Below are 22,253 nucleotides of genomic sequence, written 5' to 3'. Positions count from 1 at the left end.
AAAATTCTCGGGCCCTAAGCCACTTTCTTCGCCAGGCCGAGATATGTTTCGATGACTCGAGGATTCTGAGCCAATTCAGCAGCCTGCCCTTCTAGCGCCAACTCTCCGGTTTCCAGGACATAGCCGTAATCAGAAATCTGCAGCGCAGCGCGAGCGTTCTGTTCGATCAACAGCGTCGCAACGCCGGTTTGTCGCAGTGCGCTGATAATGTGGAAAATTTCCTTCACGATCAACGGTGCGAGCCCAAGGCTCGGTTCGTCGAGCATCAGCAAATCGGGCTTGCCCATCAATGCCCGGCCGACCGCTAGCATTTGCCGTTCACCGCCTGACAACGTGCCCGCTGCCTGTTTCCGGCGCTCTTTCAGTCGCGGAAACAACGTGAAAACCGGATCGAGTTGATCGAGGAAATTCCGTTCGCCGGCGCGTTTGCGGCGATACGCGCCGAGCACCAGATTGTCCTCGACGGTCATCGACGCAAACAACTCGCGCTTCTCCGGCACCAGGCACATGCCACGTGCAACGCGCTTTTCCACCGGCACCGCGCTGACCTCTTCGCTCTGGTAGCGGATCGCGCCTTTCGCGTGTCCCGTGGTCGGCAGTGCGCCCATGATGGCGTTGAGCAAGGTGGACTTGCCGGCGCCGTTCGGTCCGATGACGGAAACGATCTGCCCGGCACGCACCTTGATCGCGGCGTTGTGCAGGGCCTCGACCTTGCCGTACCGCACGGACAAACCATCGACTTCGAGAATCGGTGCAGCAGTGTTCATCGTGTTCTCCATCACTCCACCCCGCCCAGATAGGCTTCCAGCACAGCGGGGTCTTGCTGTACCTCTTGCGGCAAACCTTCGGCGATCCGCGTACCAAACTCCATGACGACCAGGCGATCGGTGAGATTCATCACGAAGTCCATGTCGTGCTCGACGAGCAGCACGCTCATGCCTTCAGCCTTGAGCCTGCGCAACAGATCGGCGAGTTGCAGCTTTTCCTGATAACGCAGGCCAGCAGCCGGTTCGTCCAGCAGAAGCAAGGTCGGGTCGCAGCAAAGCGCTCGCGCGATTTCCAGAATGCGCTGCTGCCCCAAGGCCAGACTGCCTGCCTCGTCGTACATGTACTGCTCGAGCCCAACCCGGCGGATCTGGCGCGCCGCTTCGGCCATCAGACGCGCTTCTTCGGCGCCGTTGAGTCGCGCAACGCTACGCCAAACGCCGGCCTGGCCACGCAGATGCGCGCCGATCGCGACGTTCTCCAGCACGGTCATACCCGGCAGGAGCTTGACGTGCTGGAACGTGCGGCCGATGCCTCGTTTGACGATTTCACGTGAAGTCAGCGAGTCGATCCGTTCGCCACGGAACGTGATCGCGCCGCTCGTCGCCTGAAGTACGCCGGTGACCAGATTGAAGGTGGTGGACTTGCCGGCGCCGTTCGGACCGATCAAGCCGATGATCTGCCCCGCCTTCACCTCGAAGCTGACGTCGTTCACCGCAACGAGGCCGCCGAACTGTTTGCGGGCTTTGTCGACGGTGAGTAAATCTTCGCCGGCGGCCGGCTTGCTGCGCTGCGGCAGCGGATCGGCGTGCTCCGAAAGATGGGCGCGCGGTCCTTTCGGGAAGAAACGCGCAACGAACGGCCATACACCTTGCCGGGCGTACTGCAGCAGCAGCACCATCAAAATGCCGAACACGATCACTTCGAAGTTGCCGTTTTCACCGAGGAGCTTCGGCAGCAGAGTCTGCAGATAATCCTGCAGCAAGGTCAGGATTGCTGCGCCCAGCACGGCGCCCCAGACGTGCGATACACCGCCCACTACGGCCATGAACAGAAACTCGATACCGTGATTCAGACCAAACGGCGTCGGGTTCACCGCGCGCTGCAAATGCGCGTACAGAAAGCCCGAAATCGACGCCAACACCGCCGCGTAGACGAAGATCACCACGCGCATCCAGCCGGTATTCACGCCCATCGCTTCGGCCATCATGCCGCCACCGCGCAGTGCGCGAATCGCCCGTCCCGGTCGGCTATTAAGCAGATTCTGAACAGAAATCACCGAACCGAGCACCACGACCCAGATCAGGTAATAGATGTGCCTGCCCGATTCGAGATTGATGCCAAAAACATTCAGCACCGGAATCCCGTTGATGCCGTCGTACTTGCCCAGCATGTCCAGATTGCCGAACAGATAGAACAGCGCGAGCCCCCAGGCGATCGTACCGAGCGGCAAAAAGTGGCCCGACAGCCGCATCGTGACGAGACCCAGCATCAGCGCGACCAAGGCCGTGACGATGACGCCGGCAATCAGCGCGAGCCACGGCGAGATGCCGAACTGCGTCGTCAGATACGCGGTGGCGTACGCGCCGATGCCGACGAACGCAGCCTGCCCGAAGCTCGTCATTCCGCCGATACCCGTCAGCAGCACCAGACCGATGGCGACGATCGAGTAAAGGCCGATGTAGTTGAGCAGCGTCACCCAGTACTCAGGCACGTGAATCGGCTGCGGCAGGACCGGCAACGCGAACAGCACGACGAGGAACAACCAGAAGAACTTGTTTTGCATGATCCGTTTCATCGCGTCACTCCTCGTCCTCTTCGGTGTGCGGGCTGGCCAGACTTCGCCACAGCAGCACCGGGATGATCAGCGTGAACACGATCACTTCCTTATAAGAACTCGCCCAGAACGACGAATACGACTCCAGCAGGCCCACGAGGATCGAACCTGCGGCTGCCAGCGGATAGCTCACCAGACCGCCGATAATCGCGCCCACGAAGCCCTTCAGACCGATCAGGAAGCCCGAGTCGTAGTAGATGGTGGTCAGCGGCGCCACGAGGATGCCGCACAGCGCGCCGAGCCCTGCTGCCAGCGTGAACGCGAGGCGCCCCGCTTGCGTCGTGCCGATGCCGACGAGTCGCGCGCCGAGCCGGTTGACCGAGGTCGCGCGCAACGCCTTGCCCGAGATCGAGCGATCGAAGTACAGATACAGGCCGCCGATCAGCACCACCGCCGTGCCGACCACCCACAGGCTTTGCCCGGAAATCGACAGGCTGCCGAGGTTGAACGTGGCATCCGAGAACGCCGTGGTGCGCGAGCCTTCGGCGCCGAACATCACCAACCCGAGACCGACCATCGCGAAGTGCACCGCCACCGCCACGATCAGCAGCAACAGCGTGGTCGCTTCGGCAATCGGCTCATAGGCGAGCCGATAAACGAACGGTCCCATCGGAATCACGATCAGCAGCGTGAGCGCGATCTGCGCAATCATCGGCAGCTGATGCAGGAAAACGCCTTGCGTCAGCGCGTAGACGGCGACCGGAAACAGCAGGTACTTGCCGACCATCGTCACCAGCGCGCGCGCCGCATGCCGGCGTCGCTCGGGATGCCGCACCATTCCCGCGACCTCGACGACGAAGCAGGCCGCGCCCATCGCCATCAGCAACCAGCAGGTCGCCGGAAACTTTTGTGTCTGAAGTGCGGCGAGCGTCAACGCGCCGTACGAAACAAACTCCCCCTGCGGGATGAAGATCACCCGCGTCACGGAGAACACCAACACCAGCGCGAGCGCGAGCAACGCGTAAATCGCGCCCGTGGTGATGCCGTCCTGCGCGAGGATCGCCGCAATTGATAGATCCATACTTCCTCGTCCTGAAGCGTCGAAATCGAAACTGGAAACGGTAATGGCCGCAGAACCCGCAGCTGGCCATCGACCTGCAATGCCCGAAAAGGCGACCGCCGCGTCGGAACACGGCGCGGCGGTCGATGCCATTGTCATCGAACAGAATGGCAATGCGGCGTCTTATGCCGCACGTTTTGCGCGAGAGGCGCGTACCGCTTTTTATTGTTAGTCGTTCTGCAGCTTCCACTTGCCGTCGACGATCTGCACGATCACGCGTGCACGCTTGTCGAGGCCGTTGTGGTCGGTCGTCGTGGTGTTCATGATGCCGTGCGAGACCGGCAGTTCCTTGATGCTTTCAAGCGCGCCACGCAACGCCACGCGGAACGCTTCCGTGCCCGGCTGCGCCGTCTTGAGCGCCTCGGGAATCGCCACCTGCAGCATCTGACCCGCGTCCCATGCATGACCGCCGAACGTGGCGACCGAACCGGCGCCATAGGCCTTCTCGTAAGCCGCCTTGTACGCCAGCGACGACTTCTTCACCGGATTGCCGTCAGGCAACTGGTCTGCGACGAGGATCGGGCCGGCCGGCAGGAATTCACCTTCGCAATCCTTGCCGCACACGCGCAGGAAGTCGTTATTCGCGACACCGTGCGTCTGATAGACCTTGCCCTTGTAGCCGCGCTCCTTGAGCGTCTTGGCCGGCAGTGCCGACGGCGTGCCCGCACCCGCGATCAGCACGGCGTCCGGATTCGCGCCCATCGTCTTGAGCACCTGACCCGTGACCGACGCATCGGTGCGGTTGAAGCGCTCGTTCGAGACGATCTTCAGATGATGCGCAGCGGCCGCAGCCGTGAACACGTTGTTCCAGCCGTCGCCGTACGCATCCGCGAAGCCGATGAAGCCCACGGTTTTCACGCCGTGATGCTCCATGTAGTCGGCGATCGCGTCGGCCATCAGGCTGTCGTTTTGCGGCGGCTTGAAGGCCCATGCGCGCTTGGCGTCCATCGGCGAGATGATCGCGGCCGACGCAGCCAGCGAGATCACCGGCGTCTTGCCTTCCGCGGCGGGGTCGAGCATAGCCAGCGAATTCGGTGTGACCGTCGAACCGATGATCGCGTCGACGTGGTCTTCGTCGATCAGCTTGCGCGTGTTCTGCACGGCCTTGCCGGTATCCGATGCGTCGTCGAGCACGATGTACTGCACCGTCTTGCCGCCGATCTCCTTCGGCAACAAGGCAATCGTGTTCTTTTCAGGAATCCCGAGCGATGCAGCCGGACCGGTCGTGGACAACGTGACGCCGATTTTCACCTGCGCGAGAGCGGCGCCCGCGCCGCACATCAACGCCATCGCGATGCTGGTGCGAACCCAGTGCTTTGTGTTTTTCATTCAAGTCTCCAAACGCTTTGAGGCGCGTATCTGAATCCGGCTCGTGGGCCGGGTGTCTGAATCTAGTTATAGGGTTCGGGCGTGCCAAGCATGGTTTTCCCTGCTCGACGCGGATCCCTCGCCGTTCTGGTGCCACTCCCCTGCTGCGTACCGCTACTGCGAATTTCTGCTCACGAATCTGCTGCGAATAAACTACTAACATGTTAGTAGTATTGCGTTCTGCATCATTGACGGTCAATAGACTGTCGCCCCAATGCGGGTTTGTCCTGAAGCCGTCGCGCCACACCGCTCGCGTCACACGGACAATAAAAAAGACGCGTCAACTGCACGCGTCTTTTTAGTCAGGTTTCCGTATCGCTTCGCCTTCGCTCAATCGCCGGACAGCTTCCACTTGCCGCCGACAATCTCCACCATGACGCGCGCCCGCTGGTCGAGGCCAGCGTGGTCATTCGCGCTCATGTTGAAAATGCCGTGGGAAGCGGGCATGTCTTTGGTGCCTTCCAGTGCGGCGCGCAGCGCCTCACGGAATGCCGGCGTGCCGGGCTGACCTTTCTTCAGCGCCAGCGGAATCGCGCGTTGCAGCAGCAGGCCGGCGTCCCAGGCGTGGCCGCCGAAGGTCGACACCGAACCCGCGCCGTAGGCGGTTTCGTAGGCATGCTTGTAGGCCAGCGCACTCTTCTTCACCGGATTCGAGTCGGGCAGTTGCTCCGCCACCAGCAGTGGACCGGCCGGCAGATACGTGCTTTCGCAATCCTTGCCGCACACGCGCAGGAAGTCGTTATTGGCGACGCCGTGCGTCTGGTAGTACTTGCCTTTGTAGCCGCGCTCCTTCAGCGTTTTCTGCGGCAACGCGGCCGGCGTACCAGCGCCCGCGATCAGCACCGCATCCGGATTCTGCGACATGATCTTGAGCACCTGGCCCGTGACCGACGCATCGTTACGCGCGAAGCGTTCGTTCGCCACGACCTTGATCTTCGCGAGATCCGCGGCCTTGCCGAACTCCTTGAACCAGCTCTCGCCGTAAGCGTCGGAGAAGCCGATGAAGGCCACGGTTTTCACGCCGTGATTGGACATGTGCTGCGCGATGGCCGTTGCCATCAGGATGTCGTTTTGCGGCGTCTTGAAGACCCATGCGCGCTTCGCGTCCATCGGTTCGACGATGGTTGCCGCGGCGGCCATGGAGATCATCGGCGTGGTGCTTTCCGCCGCCACGTCGATCATGGCGAGCGAGTTCGGCACGACGGTCGACCCGATCAGCGCGTCGACGTGGTCTTCACTGGTGAGCTTGCGGGCGTTCTTGACGGCCTGGGTGGAATCGGTGGCGTCGTCGAGCACGATGTACTCGATTTTCTGACCTGCCACTTCTTTCGGCAGCAACGCGATCGTGTTCTTTTCGGGAATGCCCAGCGAGGCCGCCGGCCCTGTTGCCGACACCGTCACGCCGATTTTCACGTCTGCGAATGCGTAACCGCTCCATCCTGCGCAAACCCCGGTGGCGACCAATGCCGCGCTAATCCAACGTAATGCCGACTTCATCCCGCTCCTCTATCTGCCCCGTTAATCATTTGGATTTAAATCCAAAGACTTAAATCCCGACCCAGCGGTCGGTGAATAGCGAGTTTAGCGGAGCAGACCCGCGCCCTGCAAGCGTTTTGCAGGGTACGAGTGGGCGAAAAAAGACGTATGTCGGGGAATAAAAAAGGGGCAGCGATTTAGCGTGAAATCGAATGCGGCTTTTTGAAAAGCACAAATAAAAAGCGCTGTTGGATATCAATCCAACAGCGCTTTCGTCTGGGCACTGAGTGCCTCATTGTCTCCTCGTTCTCCACCTGCAAATTTCGTGGTGCATCAGAACTGCATGAAGATTAAACGAGCACCCCATTTGCAACAACTAGCAATTACCCTAGTGGTGCACTGCGGCACTGAATTGGGGCAGATTTGGCCGGTAGGGCGCGATCGGGGCATTATGCCGGAAAACATTGCCGACGAGAGCGCCTGAAAATAGATCGGAGGCCGAATCAATCGCAGACGTTTCGCCCTTACGCACGCAGCGGTTTCACTCGCGCAATGATCTCGCCAACGATACCGCGCCTGAATGCCAGCACGCACGCAATGAAGATCAAACCCGTAACGATGGTGACCGATTCGCCCAGCGACCGAAACCATTCGACGCCGGTTGCCGAAGCGAGCGAAGCGCCGATATCGCCGAGCCGGTCTTCCAGCGCGACGATCAACGTTGCGCCCAGCAGCGGACCGAACAACGTCCCCATGCCGCCGACCAGTGTCATCAGGATGACCAGTCCGGACATCGTCCAGTAGGCGTCGCTCAAGGTTTCGAAGCCTTGCACCAGCACTTTCAGCGAACCCGCCAGGCCCGCAAGACCCGCCGAGAGAATGAACGCCAGCAGCTTGAAGCGATCCGTATCGTAACCGAGCGACACCGCGCGCGGCTCGTTTTCCTTGATCGCCACCAGCACCTGTCCGAACGGCGAATGAACGATCCGCACGATCAGCAGGAACGCCAGCACCATCAGCGCCAGCACGACGAAATACAACGTGACGTCGGACGACAGATCGAGCACGCCGAACAGCTTGCCGCGCGGCACGCCTTGCAAACCGTCTTCACCGCGCGTGAATGGCGCTTGCAGAAACACGAAGTAGACCATCTGCGCGAGCGCCAGCGTCACCATGGCAAAGTAAATCCCCTGCCGCCGGATCGCGAACAGACCGACCACCAGCCCGAGCACAGTGGCGGTTGCCGTGCCGGCAAGCACGCCGAGTTCCGGCGACAAGCCGAGCGTCTGCATGGCATAGCCGGTCACGTAGCCCGCCGACGCGAGAAACATGGCGTGACCGAACGACAGCAAACCCGTGTAGCCGATCAACAGATTGAACGCCGCGGCAAACAGCGCGAAGCACATCACCTTCATGACGAACAACGGGTAGATGCCGAGCACCGGCACCGCCAGCAGCACGATCAGCAGCAGACCGTAGAGCACTTTTCTCTGCATCATTTTTCCTTGCCGAAAAGACCCGCCGGACGCACCAGCAGCACGAGCGCCATGATGACGAAGACGACGGTTGCCGACGCTTCCGGATAGAACACGCGCGTCAGCCCTTCGATCACGCCGAGCAGCAGACCCGTGACGATCGAGCCCATGATCGAACCCATCCCGCCGATCACCACGACCGCGAACACGGTGATGATCATCGGCTGGCCCATCAGCGGCGAGACCTGGATGATCGGTGCGGCCAGCACACCCGCGAACGCCGCGAGCGCGACGCCGAAGCCATACGTGAGCGTGATCATCAGCGGCACGTTGATGCCGAACGCCTCGACCAGCTTCGGGTTTTCGGTGCCCGCGCGCAGATAGGCGCCAAGCCGTGTCTTCTCGATCACGAACCAGGTCGCGAAGCACACCACCAGCGACGCCACCACGACCCACGCCCGGTAGTTCGGCAGGAACATGAAGCCGAGGTTGGTCGCGCCGGCCAACGCCGACGGCACGTCGTAAGGCTGACCCGACGAACCGTAGATCGACCGGAACACGCCTTCCACGACGAGCGTCAGCCCGAAAGTGAGCAGCAAGCCGTAAAGATGATCGAGCTTGTATAGCCAGCGCAGCATGGAGCGCTCGATCACGACGCCAAACAGGCCGACGATCAGCGGAGCCAGCACAAGCATGACCCAGTAAGGCAGCCCGAAGTAGGAAAAGCCCATCCACGCGAGCATTGCGCCGAGCATGAACAACGCGCCGTGCGCGAAGTTGATCACGTTGAGCAAGCCGAAAATCACCGCGAGGCCGAGGCTCAGAATCGCGTAAAACGAGCCGTTCACGAGCCCCAGCAGCAGCTGGCTCAGCATCGCCGGTAGCGGAATGCCAAAGATATCCATTGAAGCCTTAACCCTTTAACCCGTCGCCAAGGTGAGATCGGCCGACGCGCGATCCGGCCGGCGCGCGAACGGCTCCGCAAAGAGCCTTCGCGCGCGGCGCATGAAACGGTCCATCATCGGTTTGTGTACCAAACTGGCGAAATCAGAATCCCGCCAGCAGGACATCTCCAACGATTGACTGGTTATGAAACCACACTTACTTCCACAACGCGCAGCGCGTTTCGGCCTTGGTCGTAAAGGCCTGTTCGCCCGGAATCGTTGCGGTGATCTTGTAGTAGTCCCACGGCTCCTTGGATTCGGCCGGCGTCTTCACCTGCATCAGATACATGTCGTGGATCATGCTGCCGTCCTGACGGATGTAGCCCTTCGCGTAGAAGTCGTCGATCTTGGTCTTCTTCAGTTGCGCCATTACCTTGTCGGAGTCGGTCGAACCCACCGCCTTGACTGCGTTCAGGTAGGTCATGGTCGCCGAGTAGTCGGCGGCCTGCAGGCTCGACGGCATCTTGCGCGTCTTGTCGAAGTAGCGCTGCGCCCACTTGCGGGTGTTGGCGTCCTTGTTCCAGTACCAGCTGTCGGTCAGCACGAGACCTTGCGTGGTTTCGAGACCCAGGCTGTGGATGTCGTCGATGAACACCAGCAGCGCGGCGATCTTCATCGTTTTGGTGATACCGAATTCCTTGGCCGCCTTGATCGAGTTGACCGTGTCGCCACCCGCGTTGGCCAGACCGAGAATCTGCGCCTTCGACGACTGCGCCTGCAACAGGAACGACGAGAAGTCCGACGCCGACAGCGGATGACGCACCGAGCCCAGCACCTGGCCGCCGTTTGCCTTCACCACGTCGGAGGTGTTTTTCTCGAGCGCCTTGCCGAACGCGTAATCGGCGGTCAGGAAGTACCACGTCTTGCCGCCCTGCTTCGTCACGGCCGAACCAGTGCCCTTGGCGAGCGCCGTCGTGTCGTACGCGTAGTGCACGGTGTACGGCGTGCATTGCTCGTTGGTGAGATTGTCGGCGCCCGCACCGATGCTGATATAGACCTTCTTCTTCTCACCCGCCACGGTATTCATCGACAGACCCGTCGCCGAGTTCGTGCCGCCGATCAGCATGTCCACGCCGTCGCGGTCGAACCACTCACGTGCGCGCGAAGCGGCAATGTCCGCCTTGTTCTGGTGGTCCGCGTAGACCAGCGTGATCGGCTTGCCGTTGACCTTGCCGCCGAAGTCCGCGATGGCCATACGAATGGCTTCGAGGCCGCCCTGTCCGTCGATGTCCGCGTACAGTCCCGAGAGATCGGTGATGAAGCCGATCTTCACTGCATCGTCGGCCGCTTGCGCGCTGCTCATCGTGAGGGCGGCGCCGGCGGCGACCGCGAAACAAACTGATGCAATCCGCGCGAGTGGGTTCTTTTTCATTCCTGTCTCCTGGTTTCTTCGCTTGTGGTTATCAGAGGCAATCGGGCGCTTCTGGTTGCGTTCAACGTTGCTTTGCCGTGCGTTTCACCTAGACGCCCAGCAGATCGTGCAGCACTGGCATCTTGGTTTCGAGTTCACTCGCCCCGAAGTGTTCGACGATGCCACCGTGTTCCATGACGTAAAAACGATCCGCGAGCGGCGCGGCAAAGCGGAAATTCTGTTCGACCATCACCACCGTGTAGCCGCGCTCTTTCAGCGTAATGATCATGCGCGCAAGCGCCTGCACGATGACGGGCGCAAGACCTTCCGAGATTTCGTCGAGCAGCAGCAGACTCGCGCCCGTGCGCAGAATGCGCGCCACCGCGAGCATCTGCTGCTCGCCGCCCGACAGACGCGTGCCCTGGCTCATGCGGCGTTCGTGCAGATTCGGGAACATCGCGTAGATTTCTTCGAGCGACATCATGTGCGCCTTGTCGCCGACCGGCGGTGGCAGCAACAGATTTTCCTCGCAGGACAGACTCGAAAAAATGCCGCGCTCTTCCGGACAATATCCAATGCCGCAGTGCGCGATGCGATGCGTGGGAAGGTCGATGGTTTCGCGTCCGCCAATGCGGATCGAACCCGTGCGCCGGCCGGTCAGGCCCATGATGGCGCGTAAAGTGGTGGTGCGCCCCGCGCCGTTACGGCCCAGCAGCGTAACGACTTCGCCGCGATTCACCGTCAGATCGACGCCATGCAGGATATGGGACTCCCCGTACCATGCCTGCAAACCCGCGATCTCCAGCGCGGGGGCACCCCCAACCGTGCCGCTCACTTCGAGACTTTCGTGCTCGGCCATCGTATTCATGCGTGGGCTCCGGCGAGCGCCGCGTCGGCGCTGCCCATATAGGCTTGCATCACGAGCGGATTCTTCGACACTTCGGCGTAGCTGCCTTCGGCGAGCACTTCGCCTCGTTGCAGAACGGTGATCGTGTCGGAGATGCCGGCAATCACATTCATGTTGTGTTCGACCATCAGAATGGTGCGGCCGCTCGATACTTTTTTGATCAGCGCCGTGACGCGATCGACGTCTTCATGGCCCATGCCCTGAGTCGGTTCGTCGAGCAGCATCAACTCGGGTTCCATAGCAAGCGTGGTGGCGATTTCCAGCGCACGTTTGCGTCCGTACGAAAGCTCGACCGTCAGCACATCGGCGAAATCGGTCAAGCCGACCTGCGTGAGCAGATCCATCGCGCGGTCGTCGAGTTGACGCAGGCTGCGCTCGCTCTTCCAGAAATGAAAAGCCGTGCCGAGCTGACGCTGCAAACCGATGCGCACATTCTGCAATGCCGTCAGATGTGGAAATACAGCGGAAATCTGGAACGAACGGATGATGCCGCGGCGCGCAATCTGCGCGGGGCGTTCCTTCGTGATATCGACGCCATTGAAGACGATCTGGCCCGCAGTGGGTTCGAGAAATTTGGTGAGCAGATTGAAGCAGGTGGTCTTGCCTGCCCCGTTCGGGCCGATCAGCGCATGAATCGAACCACGGCGCACGCGCAGGTTCACCCCGTTCACGGCAATAAAGCCTTTGAACTCACGGGTGAGGCCGCGCGTTTCGAGAATCGTATCGCCGAGAATCATGTTCCCTTCCATACGGAGTAAGGCGAAGCATTACGATCTTCCGCGCGAACCGCTGCGCGACTTTTTATGACGGCGGCACCCCTTGGCCGCTCGTTGGCGTGCTGCACCAATACGGACGGTAATCCCTGGCGCGACACGCAGCATGGCTGCCATTGTCGCGCCAATGATGCAGCGCATTCATTGGGATTTGCACTTAGAGGAAGACGCGTGCAGCGGTGTCGACACAGTATGTCAGCGCGCGCCGGGAAAGACCTGCGCCACCGTGTCCGATCAGAACCCGTGCAAATCGGACACGGTGGCGAGCGCGGCTGTCACACCGCGGACATAGTGCGTTCCGCGCCGGCCTGCGCCGCGGTGGCACCGGAAACGCGGGAGCGCCGGTCTTCGCGAATCATCTCGCTGGCGCGTTCGGCGATCATCAGCGTCGGCGAATTGGTATTGCCCGAGGTGATATTGGGCATGACCGACGCGTCGACCACGCGCAGACCGTCGACACCGATCACTCGTAGGCGATTGTCGACCACCGCGCCGGGGTCGTCGGTCGTCCCCATGCGACAGGTGCCGACCGGATGGAAGATCGTCGTGCCCAACGCGCCCGCCGCCTGCCGCAGTTCTTCTTCTGTCTGATACTGGATGCCCGCCAGAATCTCCTGCGGCCGATAACGCGACAACGCCGGCGCTTCGGCAATGCGCCGCGTAAGACGCAACGCGTTGGCGGCAACGTGACGGTCGTAATCCGTGGACAGGTAATTCGGCGCGATCAGCGGCGCAGCGGAAGGATCGGCGGATTCGATGTGGATGCTGCCGCGCGAAGTGGGTCGCAACTGACACACCGATGCCGTGAACGCATTGAAGCGATGCAGCGGTTCGCCAAAGCGATCGAGCGAAAGCGGCTGCACGTGATACTCGAGGTCCGGCCGCGTGATCGAGCGGTCTTGCGGATCGGATTTGGCAAACGCGCCGAGTTGCGAAGGTGACATCGACATCGGGCCGCTTTGAAAAAACGCGTACTGCATGCCGATCAGCAATTTTCCCCACCAATGCGCGGACGCCGTGTTGAGCGTGCGCACGCCATCCACTTTATAGGCCATGCGCAACTGCAGATGGTCCTGCAGATTTTCGCCCACGCCGCGCAGATCGCTGACCACGTCGATGCCGAGATTGCGCAGACGCTCGCCGTTGCCGATACCAGACAGTTCCAGCAATTGCGGCGAGTTGACCGCGCCCGAACTCAGGACAACTTCGCAACGTGCTTTCGCGAGATAGTCGACGCCGTCGCCGCGATACTCCACGCCGATGCAACGCCGTCCTTCGAACACGACGCGTTGCGTATGCGCGCCGGTGATGACCGTGAGGTTCGGCCGCTTCATCGCCGGTCGCAGGAATGCCTTCGATGCGTTCCAGCGAATACCGCGTTTCTGATTGACGTCGAAATAGCCGACGCCGGTGTTGTCACCGCGATTGAAGTCGTCGGTTGCCGGAATGCCGGCCTGTTGCGCGGCCTTCGAAAACTCTTCGAGTATTTTCCACTTGAGGCGCTGCTTCTCGACGCGCCACGGACCACCCGCGCCGTGCGATTCGCTCGCACCGGCATGATGGTCTTCGCTGCGTTTGAAGACAGGCAACACCGAATTCCACGACCACGATGCGTCGTTGGTTACGCGTGCCCACTCGTCGTAATCTTCACGCTGACCGCGCATGTAGATCATGCCGTTGATGGACGAGCTGCCGCCCAGAACCCGGCCGCGTGGATAGGAAAGCGCGCGGCCATTCAGACCCGCTTCGGCCTGCGTTTTATAGAGCCAGTCCGTGCGTGGATTGCCGATGCAATAGAGGTAACCGACCGGCACGTGAATCCAGTGGTAATCGTCTTTGCCGCCGGCTTCGAGCAGGAGGACCTGAATATCCGGATCTTGCGTCAGTCGATTGGCGAGCACGCAGCCCGCCGTGCCGGCACCGACAATGATGTAATCGAATTCGCCTTCCAGACGGCGAGCTTTGGCGTCAGTCATTTGTTTTGTCTCCCGGCGTTTTATGCTTGCAACGCGGCTGATGTTTCGGGGCCTGCAATCCATTCATAGGCCCTGCAAAACAACTGGCCGTCGACGGCACAAACTTTATTTGGCAACAGGCATCGTGAACTCCGCGCCCTTTGCAATGCTGTCCGGCCATCGCTGCATGATGCTCTTGTAGCGCGTGTAGAACCGCACGCCCTCTTCACCATAAGCATGGTGATCGCCGAACAGCGACTTCTTCCAGCCGCCAAAAGAATGCCACGCCATCGGCACGGGAATCGGTACGTTGATACCCACCATGCCGATCTGGATTTGCCGCGAGAACGCGCGCGCCACACCGCCATCGGAGGTGAACAGCGAAACGCCATTGGCAAACTCGTTGCCGTTGATCAGCTCGACTGCCGACGCGAAATCCGGCACGCGAACTACGCACAGCACCGGACCGAAAATCTCTTCGCGATAAATCTTCATGTCGGTGGAGACGTCGTCGAACAAGGTGCCGCCGAGGAAGAAACCGTCCTCGTGTCCCGCCACACGATGACCGCGTCCGTCGACCACCAGCTTCGCGCCCGCCGCGACACCGGCGTCGATATAGCCCGCCACTTTCTCGCGATGCGCCGCGGTCACGAGCGGTCCCATCTCGGCTTCCGATTCCATGCCGTTGAGAATCTTCAGGCTCTTCACGCGCGGTGTGAGTCGCTCGATCAGTTCGTCCGCGATATGGCCGACCGCGACGGCCACCGAAATGGCCATGCAGCGCTCGCCTGCCGAACCGTACGCAGCGCCGATCAACGCGTCCACGGCCTGATCGAGATCGGCGTCGGGCATCACCACCAGGTGATTCTTCGCACCGCCCAACGCCTGCACGCGTTTGCCGCGCTTCGTGCCTTCCGTGTAGATGTATTCCGCGATCGGCGTCGATCCGACGAACGACAGCGCGCTCACATCGGGATGAGCAAGCAGCGCGTCGACGGCGACCTTGTCACCGTGCACGACGTTGAACACGCCGTCGGGCAAACCTGCTTCCTTGAGCAATTCGGCAAGCCGGTTCGATGCGGAAGGATCGCGCTCCGAAGGCTTCAGCACAAACGTATTGCCGCATGCGATCGCCACCGGAAACATCCAGCACGGCACCATCATCGGAAAATTAAAAGGCGTGATGCCGGCGACCACGCCGAGCGGCTGACGCAAATTCCAGTTGTCGATGCCACCGCCGATCTGATCGGTAAAGTCGGTCTTCAGCAGATTTGGAATGCCGCACGCGAACTCGACGATCTCGATGCCGCGCATCACTTCGCCCTTCGCATCGGAGAACACCTTGCCGTGTTCGCGCGTGATCAGTTCCGCCAGTTCGTCGTGGTGACGGTCGAGCAATTCCTTGAACTTGAACAGCACGCGCGCGCGTTTGATCGGCGCCGTTTCGCTCCAGGCGGGAAACGCGGCCTTCGCAGCGGCAACCGCCGCGTCGACTTCGGCCACGCTCGCCAGCGGCACGCGCGCGCTCACGCTGCCGAGCGCGGGATTGAAGACGTCGCCGAAACGGCCGCTCGCGCCTTCGACCTTCCTGTTGCCGATGAAATGGGTCAGCGCCTGAACGCCCGCTTCGCTACGGACGGCCTTGTCCTGATATGTCTCGCTCATTTCCAGTCCTCATGATGGGAAGTCTTCTGCCGGACGTATCCGGCGTGATAAACGCAAGCGTACGGCGCATCCCGCGGACAAATCCAATGAGTAATGCTCAACTGCGCTATAAGGCGCGCTAATATCAGGATATGGATCTGACTCTGCTTCGGGCATTCGTCACGGTGGCACGCGAGGGAAACCTCACGCGTGCTGCAGTGCAACTTCATCTGACGCAACCGGCCGTCAGTCTGCAGATCAAGCATCTGCAGGAGACGCTCGGCGTGACGCTGTTCACGCGAACCTCGCACGGCCTTTCGCTGACGCGCGACGGTCAGGCGTTACTGCCGCATGCCGAACGCGCGCTGGGCGCCGCCCGCGACGTGCAGCGCGCCGCGGCCTCGCTTCGTCACGAAGTACGCGGGCGACTGCGAATCGGCACGATTCTCGACCCCGCGTTCCTGCGCCTCGGCGGCTTCCTGCGGCAACTGGTGGAGACGTGGCCGCACATCGAGACCGCGTTGCGGCACGGCATGTCGGGCTGGGTGCTGGAGCAGATCCGCGCAGGTGAGCTGGATGTCGGCTACTACATCGGCGAGCCGTCCGACGACGACACACGCGACGGACTGGCTTTCCACGCCGTCACCCTGACGCACTTCCAGTATCGCGTGCTGGCGCCGGCCGGCTGGAAGGATCGCGTGAAAGGCATGCGCGACTGGGCCTCGCTCGCGGCGCTGCCGTGGATCTGGACGCCGCCGGCTTCCGCGCACAACCGTCTGCTGTCGCGGCGCTTTGCCGAAGCCGGCGTGAAACCGGTGAAGGTGGCCGAGGTGGATCAGGAGCCGTCGATGCTCGATCTGGTGAAGTCGGGCGTCGGGCTGACGCTGGCGCGCGACGCCACCGCCATTGCCGAAGCGCATGCACACGCGCTGACCATCGTCGAAGGCATTACGGTGCCGACGCAGCTGAGTTTCATCGCGCTCGACACGCGCAAGGAAGAGCCGGCGATCGCCGCCGCGTTGAAGCTGATCGAGCAGCAATGGGCGACCTGAGCCGCAACTGAAGCCGGCCGCCCGCGAGGCTTGCCTCGCTCGCATGATAAGGCGCCCTCATGTCAGCCGCCCTTCCCGACGCGTGATGTAACCGGCTCGCACGTGAAACTACAACGTCACGCACTTTTTGTTAGATTGAGGGTTCGCGCTCACGCGCCGGCCCCGCATCGTTTTCTGTTCCGTTTGACTTTGTCCTTCCCGGCAGCTTCGCCCCGGCAACACCGGAAGCTGCCGATCACTCCATTCCTCGACAGGAGCCTGACATGGCACGCAACATCGAAATCAAAGCCCGCGCCCAGCATTTCGAGCAGCTGCGCGAACGCGCGGCCCAACTCGCCACCGACGCGCCGCTGATCTTCCGCCAGCAGGACTTTTTCTACGACGTGCCGCGTGGCCGCCTCAAGCTGCGCCAGTTCGACGACGGCACGCCGGCCGAACTGATCTTCTATCAACGCGACGATCGTGACGGCCCGAAAGCGTCGTACTACACGCGCAGCCCGGTGACCAACCCGGAAGCGATGCATTCGCTCCTTGCCACGGCGCTGACCACGCGCGGCATCGTCACGAAGGAACGGCATGTGTACCTGACGGGCCGCACGCGGATCCATCTGGACCGTGTCGATGGGTTGGGCGACTTCGTCGAACTGGAAGTGCTCCTCGCCCAGGACGACGACGAAGAAGGCGGACACGCCGAAGCCCACGCCATGTTCGCCACCCTTGGCGTGCCGGAATCGGATCTGGTGGCCGTGGCTTACGTGGATCTGCTCAACGCCGAGAGCGAGCCTAAGCAGGCCGCATAAAAATCAGCAGCGGCGGTTGTACGGCGCCCCCGTTTCGGCGACCGCCATTTCAGGGCAACAGGCAGCGGCCACGCTCAGGCAGTGGCTGCGCCCGGCGAAAGATGCCCGAGCGGCAACGGGCCGTTTCGCTTGAAAGTGGTCAGCACGATGTTCGAGCGCACGCTGTCGACACCCGGCACGCGCATCAGCTTTTTCATGACGAAGGTGGACAGATAGTTCAAATCCGGCGCGACGATGCGTAACAGATAATCTGCGTCGCCAACCACCGCATGACACTCCAGCACCTCGGGCAGCACGTCGATCTGCTGCTGAAACTGTTCGATGATGGAATCGCCGTGGTGCTTCAGTTTCAGACTGGTGAAAGCCGTCACGCCAAGCCCGAGCTTCTCGGGGCGCAGCACCACGCGGTAACCGTCGACCACACCGACCTGCTCCAGCCGCTGCAAACGCCGCCCGATCTGCGAGGGCGACAGCGGCACCTGTTCGGCTAACTGCTGATGCGTGGCCCGGCCGAAGCGCTGCAACACGTCGAGCAGCGCGAGATCGAAGTGATCCAGTTCTAGCATGATTGAAATCCGCAAATAATCGTCTTTACATGCACGATTATTGCATATTTAAGGCGTGGAATGCCATCTTTGCGCCCTTCCCGCGTGTGCGCCGCACTACACTTGCATTCAATCATTACCACGAATGCATTTAGATCGCGGCAGCATCATGTCCACAGCCAATACTGCAAAACTCAAGGAACAGTTCGACGCCGGCCTCGAAACCCGCGCCGATTTCACCATCGACCAACCGTACGAGCGCTACGGCGCCGTCGATCACGCCGTGTGGCGCCAACTCTATGCGCGCCAGACCGCGCTTCTCGATGGCCGCGTGTGCGCGGAGTTTCTGGAAGGCGTGGAACGGATCGCCATGCCGACTGACCGCGTGCCGTCGTTCGACGAAATCAACGCGAAGCTCACGCCCGCGACCGGCTGGCAGATCGTCGCCGTGCCGGGCCTTGTGCCCGATCAGGTGTTCTTCGAGCATCTGGCGAATCGCCGATTTCCCGTCACCTGGTGGATGCGCCGTCCCGACCAGCTCGATTACCTCCAGGAACCAGATTGCTTCCACGATCTCTTCGGTCACGTGCCGCTGCTGATCAATCCCGTGTTCGCCGACTACATGCACGCCTACGGCCGCGCCGCGCTCGCCGCCGACGATGCCGGCGCCCTGCCGCTTCTCGCGCGGCTCTACTGGTACACGGTGGAGTTCGGCCTGATTCGCGACGCGGCCAGCCCGAACGGCGTGCGCATCTACGGCGCGGGCATCGTGTCGAGCAAGGGCGAGACGATCTACAGCCAGCAGAGCGCCGCGCCGAACCGGCTCGGCTTCGATCTGGAGCGCGTGATGCGCACGCGCTATCGCATCGACTCCTTCCAGAAGACCTATTTCGTGATCGACGACTTCGCCCAGCTGTTCAACGTCGCGCAAACCGACTTTGCGCCGCTGCTCGCCAGGCTGACCGCGCTGCCCGCCTTCTCCGCCGGCGACGTGCTGGCCGACGACCGTATCCTCACGCGCGGTTCGCAGGAAGGCTGGCTGGCCGACGGCGACGTCTGATCCGGCAAACCGACTCGATTCAGCCGACGTCGCGCATCCGTGAAAAAATAGCGGATGCGCGCGTCCACCGGCGCGCCGGTTCCGATCACACGAGGTAGCACCATGATTCAGAAACTGAGTTCAGCAGACCGCGCCACCCAACTCGGCCAGCTCGACGGCTGGCAAAGCGTGGCCGACCGCGACGCCATCCAGCGCGAGTTCAACTTCGCCGATTTCAACGAAGCGTTCGGCTTCATGACGCGCGTGGCGATCAAGGCACAGGAAATGGACCACCATCCGGAATGGTTCAATGTCTACAACAAGGTGGCCATCACGCTGTCGACGCACGACGCCAACGGCATCACCGAGCGCGACATTACACTCGCCCGCTTCATTAATAGTATTACCGCTTAATACAAACTCAGAAGTTGCGGCCGGACCCGCTTTCAGCGTGCAATTCGATACTGATGAAAGGGCAATGCAGGCAAGTTTGTGTTCAAGCCTTCAGTCTTACAGGCTATTCTTAAGGTGCACGTAAGATTCCCAGGCTTGCCTGGCAAACCCGTCTAAACGATCCGGCGATAGCGTCTGCTGACGCTGTACAATCATCAGCGCATACGGCTTGGAGAGCGCGCTTGCCTCCTTGCACAGAACGAGTTCGTCGCCGCTCGAAGGTGAGCGGGCACGCCAGAAGTTGATCGCGGCTTCCAGTTCGTGAATGGTTATCTCGGACATGATTGCGTGATCGCAAGACGGGCGCTGTCAGGCTGCTCGAAAGTCGGTTCGTGGCCGGTTCAAGCCGTTCGGCAAGACCACACCGCACGTTGGCTGTGCAGCAGGCGCCCCGGCGAACCGCTTGCCCAAACGCCTAACCCATTGTACTTGAGCGAAATCCATGCGACTCCTTCTGATCGAAGATGACCGCCCCATCGCACGCGGCATCCAAAGCAGTCTCGAACAAGCCGGCTTCACCGTCGACATGGTCCACGACGGCATTTTCGCCGAGCAGGCCCTCACGCAAAACCGCCACGAGCTCGTGATCCTCGATCTGGGTCTGCCCGGCATCGACGGCATGACGCTGCTCTCGCGTTTCCGTCAGAGCAATCGTCACACGCCGGTGATCATTCTCACCGCGCGCGACGAACTGAACGACCGCGTGCAAGGCCTGAACTCCGGCGCCGACGACTACATGCTGAAGCCGTTCGAACCCACCGAACTCGAAGCGCGTATTCGCGCAGTGATGCGCCGCAGCGGTCCGCACGGCGACATGCCGCGTCCGGAAGTGTCGCTGGGTGGCGTGCGTCTGTCGGGCGTCGATCGTCGTATCTTCAACGACGACAAGCCGCTCGAACTGTCGCCGCGCGAATTCGCGGTGCTCGAAATGCTGCTGCTGCGTCATGGCCGCGTGGTCAGCAAGGCGCAACTGCAAGACCACCTCACGCATTTCGGCGGCGATCTCGGCGACACCGCGATCGAAGTCTACGTCCACCGTGTGCGCAAAAAGCTGGAAAACTGCCGTGTCGAGATCGTCACGGTGCGTGGCTTCGGTTACCTGTTGCAGGAAATCCGTCAAGCCGCATAATCGTCACGAAGGCCGCGATGCATCTTGCGGCCTGACGGCGCCGGGCCGGCGCCGCGCACTCGGTGCGCACTTCGCCGGCATCGGCGGAATTTCACGGCGCCCCGCGCCGTTGCCTCTTTCCCGCGCGTTCGATCATGCCCCAGCCGGCCGCCAATAGTCTGCGCCGCACGCTGTTGCGGCGCCTCGCTGCTCCCCTCTCCCTGCTCGCGCTCATGAGCGGCCTGATCGCCTACTGGCTCGCGTGGCAATACACGCAGCACGTGGTCGACCGTTCATTGGCCGATCTCGCCACCGCGATTTCGAAGCAGATCCAGATTGCCGGTCCGAATGCCAAAGTCACCGTGCCGCCGCTCGCGCAAGCCATGTTCTCCGATCCGGTCGAACAGCTCGTGTACCGGATCAGCAACGGTGAAACGGAAATTGCCGGCGATCACAATCTGCCGCTGCAAGGCACGAGCGTGCGCCGCATGCACTATGCGTACGTATTCGAAACGCAGCACGAAGGCGTGACCGTTCGGGTGGCTCAGGTACGGGTCGATCAGCCGTCGGGTAATCCGATCGTGGTCGAAGTGGGCCAGCCGGTTCATCACCGTTTCCAGATTGCCGCCGAGTTTCTGGTCGCGATCATGATGCCGTTGCTGTTGCTGCTGCTGGCCGGCTGGGTGATCGTGTGGCGCGTGGTCAATCAGCAGCTCAATCCGCTCACCGACCTCGCCGACTCGCTGAACCGTCAAACGCACACGTCGCTCGAACCGGTCGACGAAACTTACGTGCCGGTCGAGATTCGTCCGCTGACGGGCGCGCTGAACGCCCTGCTCGATCGCCTGAAAACCGCGCTCGACGGTCAGCGTAAATTCATCGCCGACGCCGCGCATCAATTGCGCACGCCGCTCACCGCGGTCAAGTTGCATGCGGAACAGGCCGTGGTGGCGCGCGATCCGCAGCAGACGCTTGTTGCCGTACGCGAGTTGCGCGCCGCGGCGGACCGCGCGGTGCGTCTGTCGAATCAGCTGCTCTCGCTGGCACGCGCCGAGCCGGGCGAACAGGCGGCACGTTTCGTCAACGTGGATATGGCGGCGCTTGCGTTCGATACCGGCGCCGAATGGGTGCCGCGTGCGCTCACCTTCCACATCGATCTCGGCTTCCAGCGGCTCGACGACCCAGCGAACGATCATCCATTGACCGCGCGCGGCAACCCGGTGCTGCTGCACGAGGTAATCGCCAACCTGCTGGATAACGCGTTGAAATACGTGCCGCCATCGCGTTACGACGGCGGCCGCATCACCGTGACGGTCTCGCAAACCACGATCGACAATCTGCGCATGGCCGAGATCGTCGTGGAAGACAACGGACCCGGCGTGCCGCTCAATCAGCAAGCCGATCTGTTCAAGCGCTTCTTCCGTGGTGACGGGCAGAGCGAAAGCGGCGTCGACAGCGGCGCCGGTCTCGGTCTCGCCATCGTGCACGACATCATGGTGCTGCATCGTGGCAGCGTGCATTACGAAGACGCGCCGGAAGGCGGCGCCCGCTTCATCGTGCGTATTCCGCTCGTGCCGATCAGCGTGAATGTCGAGCCCGAGAACGACGTGCCACGTCAGGCGAAAAAAACGGCGCTCTCGGCGCCGATCGATATGTGATTCCTGCTGTCACCAGTTACAAACGGGCCGCCCTGCACGAATG

The 22,253-nt window shown here is 61.6% G+C and carries 21 protein-coding genes; 7 read left to right on the top strand and 14 right to left on the bottom strand.

Annotated features, from left to right (window positions below):
• Positions 1-14: 14 nt before the first annotated feature.
• The 3 genes from P3T18_RS10770 to P3T18_RS10760 are packed head-to-tail and all read right to left on the bottom strand — an operon-like array spanning position 15 to position 3,623.
• A complete protein-coding gene (locus P3T18_RS10770; RefSeq protein WP_429299880.1) occupies positions 15-767 on the bottom strand; it encodes an ABC transporter ATP-binding protein in 753 nt (250 codons plus the stop codon).
• Between the two features lie 11 nt (positions 768-778).
• Complete coding sequence (locus P3T18_RS10765) at positions 779-2,563, bottom strand: ABC transporter permease subunit (protein ID WP_429299879.1); 1,785 nt, start codon at positions 2,561-2,563, stop codon at positions 779-781.
• Positions 2,564-2,567: 4 nt separating this feature from the next.
• The gene (locus P3T18_RS10760; protein WP_429299878.1) at positions 2,568-3,623 is read right to left on the bottom strand and encodes a branched-chain amino acid ABC transporter permease; all 1,056 of its coding nucleotides are present in this window, start codon (positions 3,621-3,623) and stop codon (positions 2,568-2,570) included.
• Positions 3,624-3,666: 43 nt separating this feature from the next.
• Here P3T18_RS10760 and P3T18_RS10755 point away from each other — a divergent pair, with 43 nt between their 5' ends.
• The gene (locus tag P3T18_RS10755) at positions 3,667-3,834 is read left to right on the top strand and encodes a hypothetical protein (protein ID WP_429299877.1); all 168 of its coding nucleotides are present in this window, start codon (positions 3,667-3,669) and stop codon (positions 3,832-3,834) included.
• Here P3T18_RS10755 and P3T18_RS10750 read toward each other — a convergent pair.
• The 9 genes from P3T18_RS10750 to P3T18_RS10710 all read right to left on the bottom strand — a co-directional run bounded on the left by P3T18_RS10750 (position 3,831) and on the right by P3T18_RS10710 (position 15,576).
• Entirely contained in the window at positions 3,831-4,991 is a 1,161-nt protein-coding gene (locus P3T18_RS10750; RefSeq protein ID WP_429299876.1) for an ABC transporter substrate-binding protein, read from the bottom strand. The genes P3T18_RS10755 and P3T18_RS10750 overlap by 4 nt on opposite strands.
• 369 nt (positions 4,992-5,360) lie before the next feature.
• Positions 5,361-6,527, bottom strand: coding sequence for an ABC transporter substrate-binding protein (locus P3T18_RS10745; protein WP_429299875.1), 1,167 nt, complete (start codon positions 6,525-6,527; stop codon positions 5,361-5,363).
• 503 nt (positions 6,528-7,030) lie between these two features.
• Positions 7,031-8,002: a branched-chain amino acid ABC transporter permease gene (locus tag P3T18_RS10740; protein ID WP_429300090.1), complete on the bottom strand. Its 972-nt coding sequence runs from the start codon at positions 8,000-8,002 to the stop codon at positions 7,031-7,033.
• The gene (locus P3T18_RS10735) at positions 8,002-8,886 is read right to left on the bottom strand and encodes a branched-chain amino acid ABC transporter permease (RefSeq protein ID WP_429299874.1); all 885 of its coding nucleotides are present in this window, start codon (positions 8,884-8,886) and stop codon (positions 8,002-8,004) included. The genes P3T18_RS10740 and P3T18_RS10735 overlap by 1 nt, the downstream gene beginning before the upstream one ends.
• 196 nt (positions 8,887-9,082) lie before the next feature.
• Complete coding sequence (locus P3T18_RS10730; RefSeq protein WP_429299873.1) at positions 9,083-10,297, bottom strand: ABC transporter substrate-binding protein; 1,215 nt, start codon at positions 10,295-10,297, stop codon at positions 9,083-9,085.
• An 88-nt stretch (positions 10,298-10,385) separates the two neighbouring features.
• Positions 10,386-11,144 carry an ABC transporter ATP-binding protein gene (locus P3T18_RS10725; RefSeq protein WP_429299872.1) on the bottom strand — a complete coding sequence of 253 codons (759 nt, stop codon included), beginning with the start codon at positions 11,142-11,144 and terminating at the stop codon, positions 10,386-10,388.
• Complete coding sequence (locus P3T18_RS10720; RefSeq protein ID WP_429299871.1) at positions 11,141-11,920, bottom strand: ABC transporter ATP-binding protein; 780 nt, start codon at positions 11,918-11,920, stop codon at positions 11,141-11,143. Before P3T18_RS10720 ends, P3T18_RS10725 begins: the two co-directional genes overlap by 4 nt.
• A gap of 311 nt (positions 11,921-12,231) precedes the next feature.
• Complete coding sequence (locus tag P3T18_RS10715; protein WP_429299870.1) at positions 12,232-13,932, bottom strand: GMC family oxidoreductase; 1,701 nt, start codon at positions 13,930-13,932, stop codon at positions 12,232-12,234.
• 105 nt (positions 13,933-14,037) lie between these two features.
• Positions 14,038-15,576 (bottom strand): CoA-acylating methylmalonate-semialdehyde dehydrogenase, encoded by a 1,539-nt coding sequence (locus tag P3T18_RS10710; protein ID WP_429299869.1) that lies wholly within the window; start codon positions 15,574-15,576, stop codon positions 14,038-14,040.
• Between the two features lie 131 nt (positions 15,577-15,707).
• On the opposite strand from P3T18_RS10710, the gene P3T18_RS10705 reads away from it, so the two are divergent.
• Together P3T18_RS10705 and P3T18_RS10700 are read left to right on the top strand one after the other, a co-directional pair.
• Positions 15,708-16,607: a LysR family transcriptional regulator gene (locus P3T18_RS10705; protein ID WP_429299868.1), complete on the top strand. Its 900-nt coding sequence runs from the start codon at positions 15,708-15,710 to the stop codon at positions 16,605-16,607.
• Between the two features lie 263 nt (positions 16,608-16,870).
• Positions 16,871-17,407: a class IV adenylate cyclase gene (locus tag P3T18_RS10700; RefSeq protein WP_429299867.1), complete on the top strand. Its 537-nt coding sequence runs from the start codon at positions 16,871-16,873 to the stop codon at positions 17,405-17,407.
• A 74-nt stretch (positions 17,408-17,481) separates the two neighbouring features.
• Here the strand turns inward: P3T18_RS10700 and P3T18_RS10695 are convergent, their stop codons facing one another.
• Positions 17,482-17,973, bottom strand: a complete 492-nt coding sequence (locus P3T18_RS10695; RefSeq protein ID WP_429299866.1) for an Lrp/AsnC family transcriptional regulator — start codon at positions 17,971-17,973, stop codon at positions 17,482-17,484.
• A gap of 148 nt (positions 17,974-18,121) precedes the next feature.
• Here P3T18_RS10695 and phhA point away from each other — a divergent pair, with 148 nt between their 5' ends.
• Positions 18,122-19,012 carry a phenylalanine 4-monooxygenase gene (phhA, locus tag P3T18_RS10690; RefSeq protein ID WP_429299865.1) on the top strand — a complete coding sequence of 297 codons (891 nt, stop codon included), beginning with the start codon at positions 18,122-18,124 and terminating at the stop codon, positions 19,010-19,012.
• Positions 19,013-19,114: 102 nt separating this feature from the next.
• Positions 19,115-19,405: a 4a-hydroxytetrahydrobiopterin dehydratase gene (locus P3T18_RS10685; RefSeq protein ID WP_429299864.1), complete on the top strand. Its 291-nt coding sequence runs from the start codon at positions 19,115-19,117 to the stop codon at positions 19,403-19,405.
• Between the two features lie 96 nt (positions 19,406-19,501).
• Here the strand turns inward: P3T18_RS10685 and P3T18_RS10680 are convergent, their stop codons facing one another.
• Positions 19,502-19,726, bottom strand: a complete 225-nt coding sequence (locus P3T18_RS10680) for a DUF3717 domain-containing protein (RefSeq protein ID WP_429299863.1) — start codon at positions 19,724-19,726, stop codon at positions 19,502-19,504.
• Positions 19,727-19,886: 160 nt separating this feature from the next.
• Here P3T18_RS10680 and P3T18_RS10675 point away from each other — a divergent pair, with 160 nt between their 5' ends.
• Both P3T18_RS10675 and P3T18_RS10670 read left to right on the top strand, forming a co-directional pair.
• Positions 19,887-20,573, top strand: a complete 687-nt coding sequence (locus P3T18_RS10675; protein WP_013590077.1) for a response regulator — start codon at positions 19,887-19,889, stop codon at positions 20,571-20,573.
• A gap of 134 nt (positions 20,574-20,707) precedes the next feature.
• Positions 20,708-22,210, top strand: a complete 1,503-nt coding sequence (locus tag P3T18_RS10670) for a sensor histidine kinase (RefSeq protein ID WP_429299862.1) — start codon at positions 20,708-20,710, stop codon at positions 22,208-22,210.
• Positions 22,211-22,253 lie beyond the last annotated feature (43 nt).

This window comes from Paraburkholderia sp. GAS199 (genome assembly GCF_050436585.1).
Taxonomy (GTDB): Bacteria; Pseudomonadota; Gammaproteobacteria; order Burkholderiales; family Burkholderiaceae; genus Paraburkholderia.
This window is presented reverse-complemented; position numbering and strand designations above follow the sequence as displayed.